Source organism: Anaerotignum sp., from assembly GCF_040307045.1.
Classification (GTDB): Bacteria; Bacillota; Clostridia; order Lachnospirales; family Anaerotignaceae; genus Chakrabartyella.
On record NZ_JAWRKF010000020.1, the window covers coordinates 19,787 to 33,798 of the forward strand.

At 42.5% G+C, this 14,012-nt stretch carries 11 protein-coding genes; all 11 read left to right on the forward strand.

Annotation, left to right across the window (positions count from 1 at the left end):
- The first annotated feature begins 8 nt into the window (after positions 1-8).
- Entirely contained in the window at positions 9-1,070 is a 1,062-nt protein-coding gene (aroB, locus tag ABVZ64_RS10180; RefSeq protein ID WP_352400903.1) for a 3-dehydroquinate synthase, read from the forward strand.
- A gap of 5 nt (positions 1,071-1,075) precedes the next feature.
- Positions 1,076-2,341 carry a 3-phosphoshikimate 1-carboxyvinyltransferase gene (aroA, locus tag ABVZ64_RS10185; RefSeq protein WP_352400904.1) on the forward strand — a complete coding sequence of 422 codons (1,266 nt, stop codon included), beginning with the start codon at positions 1,076-1,078 and terminating at the stop codon, positions 2,339-2,341.
- On the forward strand, positions 2,331-3,419 hold the full coding sequence (gene aroC, locus ABVZ64_RS10190) for a chorismate synthase (RefSeq protein ID WP_352400905.1): 1,089 nt from the start codon (positions 2,331-2,333) through the stop codon (positions 3,417-3,419). The genes aroA and aroC overlap by 11 nt, the downstream gene beginning before the upstream one ends.
- A gap of 140 nt (positions 3,420-3,559) precedes the next feature.
- Positions 3,560-4,726, forward strand: coding sequence for a bifunctional chorismate mutase/prephenate dehydratase (locus ABVZ64_RS10195; protein ID WP_352400906.1), 1,167 nt, complete (start codon positions 3,560-3,562; stop codon positions 4,724-4,726).
- Between the two features lie 13 nt (positions 4,727-4,739).
- Positions 4,740-5,186 carry a type II 3-dehydroquinate dehydratase gene (gene aroQ, locus ABVZ64_RS10200; RefSeq protein WP_352400907.1) on the forward strand — a complete coding sequence of 149 codons (447 nt, stop codon included), beginning with the start codon at positions 4,740-4,742 and terminating at the stop codon, positions 5,184-5,186.
- A 3-nt stretch (positions 5,187-5,189) separates the two neighbouring features.
- On the forward strand, positions 5,190-6,377 hold the full coding sequence (locus ABVZ64_RS10205) for a pyridoxal phosphate-dependent aminotransferase (protein WP_352400908.1): 1,188 nt from the start codon (positions 5,190-5,192) through the stop codon (positions 6,375-6,377).
- A gap of 517 nt (positions 6,378-6,894) precedes the next feature.
- Positions 6,895-7,326: a division/cell wall cluster transcriptional repressor MraZ gene (gene mraZ, locus ABVZ64_RS10210; RefSeq protein WP_352400909.1), complete on the forward strand. Its 432-nt coding sequence runs from the start codon at positions 6,895-6,897 to the stop codon at positions 7,324-7,326.
- Between the two features lie 156 nt (positions 7,327-7,482).
- Positions 7,483-8,421, forward strand: coding sequence for a 16S rRNA (cytosine(1402)-N(4))-methyltransferase RsmH (gene rsmH / locus ABVZ64_RS10215; RefSeq protein ID WP_352400910.1), 939 nt, complete (start codon positions 7,483-7,485; stop codon positions 8,419-8,421).
- Positions 8,422-8,438: 17 nt separating this feature from the next.
- Positions 8,439-8,966 carry an FtsB family cell division protein gene (locus ABVZ64_RS10220; protein ID WP_352400911.1) on the forward strand — a complete coding sequence of 176 codons (528 nt, stop codon included), beginning with the start codon at positions 8,439-8,441 and terminating at the stop codon, positions 8,964-8,966.
- A 13-nt stretch (positions 8,967-8,979) separates the two neighbouring features.
- Positions 8,980-11,223, forward strand: a complete 2,244-nt coding sequence (locus ABVZ64_RS10225; protein WP_352400912.1) for a penicillin-binding transpeptidase domain-containing protein — start codon at positions 8,980-8,982, stop codon at positions 11,221-11,223.
- Between the two features lie 274 nt (positions 11,224-11,497).
- Positions 11,498-13,441 carry a penicillin-binding transpeptidase domain-containing protein gene (locus tag ABVZ64_RS10230; protein ID WP_352400913.1) on the forward strand — a complete coding sequence of 648 codons (1,944 nt, stop codon included), beginning with the start codon at positions 11,498-11,500 and terminating at the stop codon, positions 13,439-13,441.
- The last annotated feature ends 571 nt before the right edge of the window (positions 13,442-14,012 follow it).

A 14,012-nucleotide genomic window follows, 5' to 3' on the forward strand; every position in this document is an offset into this window, starting at 1 on the left:
GGTTGCCTATGAGAACAGTAAAGGTCAATACATCAACAGAATATGACATTTTAATTGGCAAGGGATTGCTAAGCCAGGTTGGCAAAGAAGTTGCAAGAAGAGTAACTTGCTGCAAAGCAGCAATCATTACGGACAATAAGGTGGATACGTTATTTTCTGCAACAGTTGCCCATTCCTTGACGCAGGCAGGTTTTTCTATATGCAAATTCGCTTTTCCTCAAGGGGAGGGTTCCAAGCATATCGGCACATTAGGTGATATTTTGGAATTTCTTGCTCAGGAGGAAATGACAAGGCAGGATATTATTATTGCCTTGGGTGGTGGTGTTGTTGGAGATATGGCTGGTTTTGCGGCGGCGGTATACCAAAGGGGAATCAATTTTGTGCAGATCCCTACCACTTTTTTGGCTGCGGTGGACTCATCCGTAGGTGGGAAGACGGCCATCGACTTAAAAGCAGGAAAAAACATGGCAGGGGCATTTTACCAGCCAAAACTGGTGGTTTGCGATACCAATGCAATGTTGTCCCTTCCCAAGGGGACTTTTGCCGATGGCATTGCAGAGACATTAAAATATGGCATTATTGGCAATGAAGCATTATTTGAAAAGGTTGAATCCCTAGAGTTTATACAGGACTTGGAAGAAACGATTGAAATTTGTGTTTCTATGAAGCGGGACATTGTGATGCGTGACGAGTTTGATAATGGGGAGAGGCAATTGCTGAACCTAGGGCATACATTAGGACATTCCATTGAAAAGTTGAGTCAATTTTCCGTCTCCCATGGCCATGCTGTTTCCATTGGTTTATGCCTAATTGCCAATGCGGCAGAAGAAAAAGGCATTGCAGAAATGGGCATTGGCGAAAGAATTCGTAAGGCATTGGTGAAGAATGGGCTGCCCACAAAAACGGAGTATTCCATACAGGATATTGCCCAGGGAACATTGATGGACAAAAAACGTAGAGGGGGCACAATTAGCTTTGTGTTTCCCGAGAAAATTGGCAAATGCCGTATACAGAAGGTTCCCGTTGAGGAAGTAGAACAACTGGTGGCAGAGGCTATGAAAAGCAGGTGAGACGAATGAATATAAAAATAGGAAAAAGTACCCTTAAGGGAAATATAAAGGTGATTTCTTCCAAATCCGACGCCCATCGATTGCTGATTGCAGCGGCATTAGCCGATGTGCCAACGAAAATTTTGGTAGAAGGATGGTCCAACGACATAGAAGCGACCAAGAATTGCCTTGAGGCTTTGGGCTGCAACATCGTTAGGAGTGGCGACACGGTTGAGGTTTCCCCTCTTTGGGAATCCCAGACCAAAGATGTTGTTTTGGATTGTGTGGAGAGTGGTTCTACATTACGGTTTCTGTTACCCATTGTGGCGGCTTTGGGCAAACATGCCATTATAGAAGGGCGAGGCAGACTGCCTGAAAGACCCATTGACGTTTTATTAGATGAACTAAGAAAATATGGCTGTCAAGTGAAGGAAAATGCTGTACCCCTTGAAATGAGTGGTGGCATTACAGGTGGTATTTACACTTTGCCAGGAAATATCAGCTCCCAATATATCACAGGTCTTTTGTTTGCATTACCCCTTGTGCAGGGGAACAGCGAAATACGTCTTTCCACAAAAATTGAGTCCAGGGGTTATATTGATATGACATTGGAAACCTTGGCTACCTATGGCATTGAAATAGAAGAACGAGAGTGGGGATTCTCCATAAAAGGTGGGCAGGTATACCATTCTCCAAAAGAAATTTCATCAGAGGGTGACTGGTCTGGCGCTGCATTTTGGGTTGTTGCCGGTGGCGTTGGTGGAGATATTACTTGCACGGGTTTGCGCAAAGATTCCTGCCAAGGCGACAAGGAAATTGTGAGCCTAATGGAACAATTTGGCGCAAAAGTACATTGGGAAGATGATGGTGTTCATATTTGTGGAGGTGCATTAAAAGGAATTCGTATTGATGCCGCACAGATACCCGACTTGGTACCCATTCTTTGTACCGCTGGAGCATTGGCAAAGGGCGAAACCTTGATTTATAATGCAGGAAGATTGCGCATCAAGGAAAGCGACCGCCTAAAGGCAATGGCTGAGGGGCTGCAAAAATTAGGGGTGAAGGTAACGGAACAGGCAGAGGGCATTTTGATTGAAGGTGGCAATGTGCCACCCATGGGTGAGGTTGTTTTGGATTCCTATGACGACCACAGAATTGTTATGGCCCTTGCTGTTGCAGCGGCGGCTTTGGGGGTGGAGGCTACGATTGAACGAGCTGAGGCTGTTTCCAAATCCTATCCTACATTTTTTGCAGAGTTTATCAGACTGGGAGGTGTGGCGGATGTCTTCTAATTATGGTGATAAAGTGAAAATCAGCATATTTGGGCAATCCCATTCTGATGCAATTGGCGTTGTGATTGACGGGTTACCCGTTGGTGAAGAAATTGACCTGGAGGCTGCCCAGAGATTTTTGGATAGAAGAGCGCCTGGGAAGAATGCCTACTCCACCCCAAGAAAAGAAGAGGATGAGGTTCGGGTTGTTTCTGGATTATTTCAAGGCAGAACTTGTGGCGCACCCATTTGCGCAATGATTGAAAATACCAATACCCATTCCAAAGATTATGATCAGCTGAAGGATATGCCCAGACCTGGCCACGCAGATTTTACGGCTGAGGTTAAGTATGGTGGATTTCAGGATCACCGAGGCGGGGGGCATTTTTCCGGTCGGCTTACGGCACCCCTTTGTTTTGCAGGGGCAGTTTGTCTTCAAATTTTAGAGCGCAGAGGGATTTATATAGGGGCACATATTTTATCCATCCACAAGGAAAAAGATAAGAGCTTTGATGGCGCTGAAATTACAAAAGAAGCATTAGCAGAGGTCATTGCAAAAAATTTTCCTACCATGGATGAACAGGCAGGGGAGAAAATGATAGGCATCATTCAAAAGGCAAGAGAACAAGGGGATTCCGTTGGCGGTGTGATAGAGAGTGTTGCCATTGGGTTGCCTGTGGGCATTGGTGAGCCTATGTTTGATGGTTTGGAAAGCAAGCTTTCATCCATATTATTTGCCATTCCAGCAGTAAAGGGTGTGGAGTTTGGTGAGGGCTTTGGTGTTTGTGAGCTTTTTGGCTCTGAAAACAACGACAGCTTTTATATAGAAGAAACAGGACAAATTAAAACGAAAACAAACCATCATGGTGGTAGCTTGGGGGGGATTTCCAGCGGTATGCCTTTGGTGATCCGCACTGCCTTTAAACCTACCCCCTCTATTAGTAAAAATCAAGATACCGTTAGCCTGAAAAGGGGCGAAAATGCAACGCTAAGGGTGACGGGGCGCCACGATCCTTGCATTGTGCCAAGGGCTGTGCCTTGTGTGGAGGCGGCAGTGGCCATTGCTATTTTGGATTTATTAGAAATAAAGGGAAGATAGGGGTTATTTGACACCATAATGCAGAGGGCGAGGAAGGCTTTCTTTTGAAATAAAAGGAGTCAAAACCTATGGAAAATGATTTTAATAAGAGTATTTATTCATGAAATAATTGATAATGATACAATTAAGGGGAATAGGCAATGATTGAACATGAGGAGGAACGAAAGATGGAATTAGAAGCTTTGAGAAATAGAATTAATGAGGTTGATGACGAGATTGTAAAGCTGTTTGTGGAACGTATGCAGACTTCAGCCCAAATTGCAGGGGAAAAAGCAGAAAAAAATATGCCTGTGTTAGACCAGAAAAGAGAAACCGCAGTATTACAACGTGTGATGGAGCAGGCGGGAGAAGAATTTGAACTTTATGCAAATATCCTTTATCATACCATGTTTGAAGTAAGCAGAAGTTATCAAGCAGGACTGCTAACAAAAGAAACCCCGCTATCCCAGCAGATTCTTGCAAACATCAGTGAGCCAAAAATGGAATTCCCCAGAAAAGCCATTGTTGCTTGCCAGGGGGTTGAGGGCTCTTATGCACAAAGAGCTTGTGGCAAGCTTTTCGCAATGCCTAACGCCATGTTTTTCAACAGCTTTGAAAGTGTGTTCAATGCAGTAGAAATGGGCCTTTGCCAGTACGGCGTGCTGCCCATCGAAAACAGTTCCGCAGGGTCTGTGACAGAAGTTTATGATTTAATGGTTCGCCACAAATTTTATATTGTAAAGAGCTTAAAGTTGCATATCAATCATGCATTGGTGGCGAAGAAAGGTACAAAACTATCTGAGATTACAGAAATTATTTCCCATGATCAGGCATTACAGCAGTGCAGCGAATATTTGAAATCTTTGCCTAACGTGAAGATTACGGTATTTGAAAACACTGCTACAGCGGCAAAATATGTTGCTGAATGTGAACGTACTGACATTGCAGCTTTATCTTCCCCTGAATGTGCAAAGCTGTATGGTTTGGAAATCTTGCAGGAGGATGTACAGAACAATCAGAACAACTACACTCGCTTCATCTGCATCGCAAAAAACATGGAAATTTATGCAGGGGCAAACAAAATCAGCTTGATGCTTTCCTTGGAACACAGACCAGGATCTTTGCATGAGATGATTGGTAAGGTTGCTTGCCATGGTTTAAACCTTTGCAAGCTAGAAAGCCGCCCTATTCCTGGCAAGGATTTCGAATTCCGTTTCTATTTCGACCTAGATGGTTCTGTATTCTCGCCTCATGTATTAACCTTACTTAAAGATATGGAATTATCTGCTGAAAAATTATCCTTCTTGGGATGCTACTCCGAAATGTAAGGGGCGATAAAAAATGAAGATACTGGTTCTGAACGGACCGAATTTGAATATGCTTGGGATTCGGGAGAAAAATATTTACGGCAGTGAGACTTATGAGGATTTGCTGAATTTAATTAAGGAAACTGCAAAGGAAAACAGAATTGAATTAGAGGTTTTTCAATCCAACCACGAGGGGGGATTGGTAGACCGTATTCAACAGGCTTACTTTGATGGCACGGAAGGCATTGTAATTAATCCCGCTGCATATACCCACACAAGCGTGGCAATTTTGGATGCACTGAAAGCGGTAAGTTTACCTGCGGTGGAGGTACATCTTTCTGATGTTAGCAAAAGAGAGGATTTTCGCCAGATTTCCTATGCGGGAATGGCTTGTGTAAAGACCATTATGGGAAAAGGCCTTTTGGGCTACAAAGAAGCCATGGAATTTTTGGTGGAAAAATACCACAGAAAAGGGGAGTGAACCATGATTTCTAAAAACATGAAGGCTCTAGTGGAGCAAAGTGCCGCCATTAGTGCATTATTTACCGAGGGTAAACGGATGCGCCAAATTTTAGGGGATGAGAATGTTTTTGACTTTGGCATTGGAAACCCCAATGTGAAAGCACCCCTATCTGTAAACAAAACAGCAATTGAGATTTTGGAAAACATGGACTCGCTGGCGATACACAGTTATACGGATGGAGCTGGCATTCCATCTGTACGCAGTGCCATTGCAGAAAGCTTAAACCGCCGTTTTCAAGAGAAATACACCCAGGGAAACATTGTGATGACCACTGGAGCGGCAGGTGGGTTAAACGTGATTATGAAGGTTTTGCTGGATGAAGGAGACGAGGTTTTAACCTTTGCCCCTTATTTTGGTGAGTATGATGCCTATGTTGCCAATGCAGGAGGGAAGCTGATTGCCATTGAGCCAAACATCCCCACTTTTTTGCCCAACCCAAAAAAGCTGGAGGAGACAATTACCTCAAAGACAAAGGCCATAATCATTAACAACCCAAACAACCCTACGGGTGTGGTTTATGGAGAGGAAATTCTTCAGGAAGTTGCTGATGTTTTAAGGAAGAAGGAAAAGGAATTGGGTACCTCTATCTATCTAATTTCTGACGAACCCTACAGAGAGTTGGTATTTGATGGTGTGACCGTTCCTTACATACCTAAAATTTATGAAAACACCATAGTGGCGTATTCTTTTTCCAAATCCCTTTCTTTACCTGGGGATCGCATTGGCTACTTGACCATCCCCTCTACAGTTGCAGATTTTCAAGATGTGGTTTATGGGGCAGGGGTTGCCAATCGTGTGTTGGGATTTGTAAATGCGCCGGCATTGCAGCAGTTGGTGGTGGCAAAATGCTGTGATGAAAAATCTGACGTTGCCTTTTATGACAAAAACAGAGAAATTCTATACAACGCACTGACCAGTTATGGATATGAATGTGCCAAGCCTCAAGGTGCCTTTTACTTATTTATAAAGGCTTTGGAAGATGATGATGTTGCATTTGTAAATAAAGCCAAGGAATTTGGTATACTAATGACACCAAGCAGTGGCTTTCGTTGCAATGGATATGCAAGAATCGCCTATTGTGTAGCTAGGGATACCATTGAGGCTTCCTTACCATCTTTTGAAAAGCTTGCACAGGCATATCACAAATAAAAGAGGATGCAAGAATGGCTTTTTAAGGTTGTCAGGTTTGAACAGGATGGGAGATCATAGAAAAAAAGTGGTTACGCTTTACAAAAGGAAGGATATATCCTTTTTCATAATCGTTAGATGAAAGATAGGTTTTGCGAAAGCAAAGCCTATTTTTTTGTGGGGGAGAAAGGCGGGGCGTGTGTTATTTTTGAATAAAATTTCCATGAAGAAGGTATTTTTGGTGTTCCTGTGGAGAAATAAAACAAGTTTGTGGATAAAGCCAAGGAATATTTCAATGGTGGTGGAGAATGGGGGAAATCGTTATTTTTGTCGAATGTTGCTACAAATTGCAATATATAGTATAAAAGCCTTGAAATATCAAGGTTTCTTAATAAAAAAAACAGATATTTTTTGTTCTTTGGGGCTTGTCTTATTGGGTTAAATATATTACAATGTGGATAATAGTGGGGAAAAGTGGTAGGGAATGGTTATAAACGTCCATTTTCTTCTTTGATGGGCGAAAGGTGGTGACTACAAAATGTTTCTGGGAGAATTTCAACATTCCATTGATTCGAAAGGGCGCTTAATTGTTCCTGCGAAATTTCGTGAGGGATTAGGCGAACATTTTGTTGTGACCAAAGGACTGGATAACTGCTTATTTGCGTATCCCCAGAGTGAATGGGCCATTTTTGAGGAAAAACTGAAGCAACTGCCCCTAACCAGTAGTGGTGCAAGAAAATTTGTGCGTTTTTTCTTTGCCGGTGCCATTGAATGTGAACTGGATAATCAGGGAAGAATAAACCTGCCAGCTAACCTTAGAGAATATGCTGGGCTCAAAAAAGATGTTGTTTCCATTGGTGTGAATAATAGGGTGGAAATTTGGAACAAGGATAACTGGAACGAATATAACAATGAGGAAAACTTTATTAGCAATGAATTGGCTTTTGAGATGGAGAATTTGGGAATTTAACAAGGCAAAGGATTTGCCAAGGGCGAGAGAGGTTTACTTGTTTTCTAAACAATAGTAATGAAAAAAGGCAAAGCTCAAGGGCTTTCATCAGAGTAAATAAGAAAGGGAAAGGCGTCGTAAAAACATGGTTTTTATGGACTGCCCAGGGTAACCATTTTGGAGTTTCATCACGTTTCCGTACTTCTTTGGGAGTGCATTGAAAATTTAAATATTAAGCCAGACGGGATTTATGTGGATGGTACGATGGGTGGCGGTGGACATTCCCTTGAAATTACAAAGAAATTGACCACAGGCAGACTTATTGCAATTGACCAGGATTTGAATGCCCATAAGGCGGCGAAGGAAAGACTGAAAGACCATTTGGACAAAATCACCTTTGTGCATGACAATTTTGGGAATATCGGCAGTGTTTTGGATAGCCTGGGCATTGAAAAAATAGATGGTATGCTTCTTGACATTGGTGTTTCTTCCCATCAACTGGATGAGGCGGAGCGTGGATTTTCTTACCAAAATGATGCGCCTTTGGACATGCGTATGGATGCAACCAAGCCATTTTCTGCCTATGAGGTTGTGAATGAATATGATGAAGATGCGCTAAACCGCGTTATTTTTAGGTTTGGTGAGGAGCGTTGGGCGAGAAGAATTGCCCAATTTATTGTTAATGAACGGCAAAACAAACCCATTGAAACAACAGGGGAATTGGTGGAAGTCATTAAAAAAGCAGTGCCAAAAGGGGCAAGAAAAGATGGCCCTCACCCTGCAAAAAGAACTTTTCAAGCAATTCGTATTGAGGTAAATGGTGAGTTAGATGTATTGCAACGTGCCATTGATGACGTTGCCCAAAGATTAAATGAAGGTGGCAGGCTTTGTATTATTACGTTCCATTCCTTAGAGGATAGAATCGTAAAAGAGGCTTTCCGTAAGCAGGAAAATCCTTGTGTATGTCCGCCCCAGTTCCCTGTTTGTGTTTGCAATAAGCAACAAACAGGCAAAGTAATTACAAGAAAGCCAATTATACCAAGGGATGAAGAATTAGATGTGAATCCTCGTTCCAGAAGTGCCAAGTTGCGTGTTTTGGAAGGAGTCAAAAAATAAAGGGAAGGGGCATTGGTATGGCTGCAAAACGATACGACAGAAATGGAAATACGTACAGAGGTTCTTCCTACTATACCTATGGAAACGTAGCATATGACGTACAGCCGGAATATACCCCATATTATACAGAAGAAGATGAAAAAAGGGCGCGCATTGCCCAGGAAAAGGTACACAAAGCCGAAGTCAGAGAAAGTAGAATTACTGCCTTTAAGCTGATTGCCATTGTTGTGGTTCTTTTTGCGGGCAGCATTGCTTTTATGGGAATGCACGTGAGGGTTGCCAATGAAAACGTGGAGTTGAGAAGGGAAAAAAGTCAATTGGCTGATTTAAAATCCAACAATGCAATTCTAGCAGCAGAGTTAACAGAGCAAATTGATTTGGATTACATTAAAGAGCAAGCAACGAACAGACTGGGTATGGCGGAGCCCCAGTCCTATCAGGTGGTTTACATAGATGTACCAAAACATAGCTATACGATTCAATATGCCTCTGACGCCACAGAAGGAGAAAAAAATTCTGGAATTTTAGGCTTTTCAAATCGGTAAAAAGGATTGATGTATGATGAGAAAATCAACAGCAGGAATAAAAGCAAAAAGTAAGTTTGCTTTTATTCTTTTTGTGTTTATGGCAGTATTTGTAATATTTTTAGGGAGAGTTGTATACTTAAAGGTTGTCCATGGCGAGGAATATGAAGCGGCGGCAAAAAACCAGCAAATTAACCGCTATGATTCGGTAATTGCGGCAAACCGTGGTAGTATTCTAGATAGAAATGAGCAGGTTTTGGCTATTTCTACGGCAGTTTATAATGTGGTTTTGGATTCCTTGGTTTTGGCGGAAAACAAGGAGGAGGAGCAGGAAAAAACACTAACAACTTTATGCCAGTATTTTCCTGAGTTGGACTATGCAACTTTAAAAGGCTATATTACTGTGAACCCTGCCACGGGAAAAATAAACCTGCCTAACCATTGGAAATACTTGGTAAAGGGGGTTGACCGTTCTCTTAAGGAAGAGCTGGAGGCGTTGAAGCTAAAGGGGGTATATTACGAACAGACAAGTAAACGGGCGTACCCATTGAACACCTTGGGCTGTCATTTGCTGGGCTTTATCCGAGGGGATAGCCATTGGGGGATAGAAGGACAATATAATGATTATATGGTAGGAACACCAGGGCGATCCTTTATTTTATATGAAGGGGGAAAGGGTGTTACTTATCAAGACTACCCTGCCCAAGACGGTGACACGGTTATCACCACCATTGACTATACCATACAGCAGTATGCCGAGGAGGTTGTGGCGGAGACTGCCACAAAGTGGCCTTCTGAAAATGTTGCCGCAATTGTTATGGATCCCAACACGGGGGAAGTATTGGCTTTGGCGGAGTCTAACAGTTTTGACCTTAACGATCCGGGCACACCCTTGCAGGCTGAATCTAACGCTGAATTTAAAACAGCATGGGAGGCAAAAACCAGCCAAGAACAAATGGAATATTTGAATAATATGTGGAAGTCATTTTCCATTAGCAATACCTATGAACCGGGGTCTATTTACAAGCCTTTGGTGGCTGCGGCTGCGTTGGAAGAAGGGGTAATCACACCCTCAACCACCTTTTATTGCAGTGGCTCTATGGATGTGAGCGGAACCACCATTCGATGCCACTTAAGAAGTGGTCACGGCACCATTAATGTTGAAGAAATTTTAGCCCAATCATGCAATATGGGCATTATTCAAATTGCCCAGAAGCTGGGAGCAGAGAAGTTATATCGCTATCAGATGGAATTTGGTTTTGGACAAAAAACGGGCATTGATCTGCCTGGTGAGGTGGATGCGGCAAACTTATTGCACTCCTTATCTGCCATTGGGCCTACGGAATTAGCTACAATTTCCTTTGGTCAGACCTTTAACTGCACCACCATTCAGATTATTACTGCTTTTTCTGCCTTGATCAACGGGGGGAATGTGGTTCAGCCCCATGTGGTTTCTCAGGTGATTGACCAAAAGGGCGATGTTGTGTTTGAAAACAAACCTCAAGTGATTAGACAGGTTATCTCGACAAAAACGTCTGATTATATGCGTGTTGCGCTAAAAGCAACAGTAGAAAGAGGTACCGGTAAAAAAATTCAGATTCCTGGGTATTCCATCGGATGTAAAACGGGTACTGCGGAGCAGGGTGCCAGAAATAGAGATGACCTCTGGACATTGACCCATATGGCTTATTTTCCCGCCGAAAACCCCAAATATATTGTGTTGACGGTGATCAACTTGCCAGAGGGCTATGCTGATGGGGTACAAAGTACCGCACCAATGACAAAAACGTTGATTGAGAAAATCATCAAATATAAAAATTTGGAACCAACGGAAGGAGCGGAGGAAGTGGCCCCTTTGACTACGAATGAAACCGTAGAGATTCCTGATTATGTGGGCAGTTCAACTTACAATGTTGTGACAGACTTGGATTCAAAGGAACTGAATTATAAGGTGGTTGGAACAGGCAATGCCATTACAAACCAAGTGCCAAAAGGAAACACAAAGGTGGAAAAAGGCAGCGAGATTATTCTATATGTTGAAAAATCCTCAGAGGATTCGGGGAAAATTTCTGTGCCTAATGTGGTGGGCAAATCCTATCATGATGCAACAACGGCCTTGACAGAGGCTGGGTTTGAAGTGGTTTTTGAAGGGGAGACCCAAGGGATTGTTTCCTCACAAGAGCCAAAGTATGGTGTTTCTGTTGAAAAAGGCATCGAAGTGAAAATTATACTATCCCCGAAAACCGAAGAAACGCCAAACGGAGCACAAGGGGAATAAAATTTAGGCCTTTTTTGACATCGCAAAGCAAAAAAATAGCCTTAAGACAGGATGCCCATGAAAAATGAGCCTTCTAAAAAATCAATGGTTGGCTTTATGGGTTTGGTGCAAAAGTCAACTGAAACGAATTATTAAATCAAGAATTTTAGGGGCTTGGTAAGAAGCCGGAAAAAGGGTATTGCTGTTTTAATGCATATCCTACCTAAATGAACGCATACACGCCCTGTTTTTTCCATATATTTTGTTATAAATGGAAAAGACAGGGGTGTTTTTCATGGAACGACCGCCTATAGGGGTTAAAAAAAAGCTGTTGGTCTTTCTGTTGGGGGCCATGTTTGGCTTTACGTTATTGCTTGGCAGAATTATTTATATTGAGCTTTTCCGTTCCCAAGAATGGCAGGAAATGGCCTATGAACAGCAAACAAGGGATAGGTTGATTATGCCCAAAAGAGGAAGTATTTTGGACAGGAATGGTCAGGGGATTGCATTGACTGAAACCGTTAACGCTGTCAGCGTGATACCCGTACAGGTAAAAGACAAAGAGAAAACAGCATCTTATCTGGCGGAAAAGCTAGATCTGGACTATGAATCGGTTTTAAAGAAAGTGCAAGAAAATGTTGCTCTGGTTCGAATCAAAACAAAGGTTGACAGTGAGCTGGCGGCAGAGATTCGAAAGGATGAGGTTCCAGGGGTTATGGTGGATGAGGACGTTAAGCGTGTGTATCCATTTTCAGAGATGGCAGCACAAGTGGTGGGCTTTGTTGGGAAGGATAACCAAGGAATTTTAGGCCTGGAAGCCAAGTATGACGACCTATTGGAGGGCAAACAAGGCAAAATCTTAACCCTAACGGATTCAAGAGGAAATGAAGTTGATAGCAAACAAGATAGAATTCCCCCAGAAGATGGCAAGAACTTGGTAACCACCATTGACGTTGTGTTGCAGCAATATGCAGAGCAGACCATCGCCAAAGCTGTGGAAACCAAGGGGGCGGACCATGGTTTGATTATCGTTTTAAACCCACAAAATGGGGAGATTTATGCCATGGCCAATTATCCGTTTTTTGATTTAAACGACCCATTTACCATTAACGACGAAACCTTGGCTCAAACCTGGGATGCTTTTTCGGAAAAAGAAAAAAATGATTATTTGAATGCCATGTGGCGTAACACTGCCATTAACGATACATATGAACCAGGTAGTACATTTAAAATTGTAACATCGGCGGCAGGCTTGGAAGAAGGTGTAGTGACACCGGAAAGCAGTTTTTATTGCAATGGGTTTCACATTGCCGGTGACAGAAGAATTAAATGTTGGCGTTATCCTCGAACCCACGGGGCAGAAACTTTTGTGCAGGGGGTTCAAAACTCTTGCAACCCTGTATTTATGGAGGTTGGCGAGCGCCTAGGGGCAGAGCGTTTTTTGAACTATATGAAAAAATTCGGATTTGATCAAAAAACTGGAATTGACCTTGCTGGTGAGGCAGTGGGTATTATTCATAAGCTGGATAATGTTGGCCCTGTAGAATTAGCTACTATGAGCTTTGGTCAATCTTTTCAAATTACCCCATTACAGCTGTTGCGAGCCGCTTCCTCTATTGTCAATGGTGGCTATTTGGTAACACCTCACTTTGCAAAGGGGATTGCAGATGAGGAGGGAAATTTAGTTGAGGAGTTCCAGTATGAAAAAGGGGAGCAAGTTATTTCTGAAAAAACTTCGGAAACAATGAAAATGATTTTGGAAAGCGTTGTTTCTCAGGGTACCGGCAGCAAGGCTTATATCCCTGGGTACCGCATTGGGGGAAAAACTGCTACATCTGAAAAATTACCTAGAAGAAGCGGGAAATACATTGCTTCCTTTATGTCTTTTGCTCCCGCGGAGAATCCTCAGGTTTTGGCATTGGTGCTGATTGATGAGCCCAAGGGTGTCTATTATGGTGGCACGGTTGCAGGGCCTGTAATGCAAGAATTGCTGAAAAACACTTTGCCTTATTTAGGCATTGAGCCTGTTTATACGGAAAAGGAAGCAGAGGAAGCAGCAAAAGAGCAGGCAGTTATGCCAGAGGTGATTGGTATGACCTTCCAGGAGGCCAAAAATGTGCTGCAAAAAGAAGGGCTTGCAATGAGCGTGCGTGGTGAGGGGGAAAGGGTGCAAAGGCAATTGCCCCCCATCGGAGAAAAGATAAACAAAGGGACGGAAGTCATTGTTTATATGGAATAAGGAAAGAATGGGTGTTTGAAAAAAAATACAGGGAGATTTTCCTTAGAAAAACGGAAATAAACGCGAGATTTTCAATGTTGTGTTGAAAGAAAAGGCATGAAAGTGGTAAAAATATTTGGTAGTATAGCGTAAATGTGGTATACTTTTCCCATAATAATTCTGGGAAAAGATACTGCATTTGCCAGATGGGGGAGATCCTAAGGCAGAAAACATCAACGTTTCTAAAAACTTGGTTTTGTCTTTTGTCATTGTGAAATGTAGAAGATATACCTTTAACAGGCTAAGGCTTATTCTTTTGCAAAGACAATTTAAGAAAAGGGCTAAAACAGGTTTTTAGAAGCGTTTTATGTGCGATTGAAGGGGATAAACCTGAAGAACCGTGGACATTTTCATGGGGCACAAGGTGGCGGACAAAGCCCAATTTAAAACGGGGATACAAAAATTTGGATTTTCTGTGGTGAATCATGCAGATGTAAAGGAAAGTGTTGTAATTACCAATGAATATGAGTAAAATAGTGAAGTGATTTTTACCAATTTGTTTTACTGACGAGGAAAGGGTCTTCACTCATAG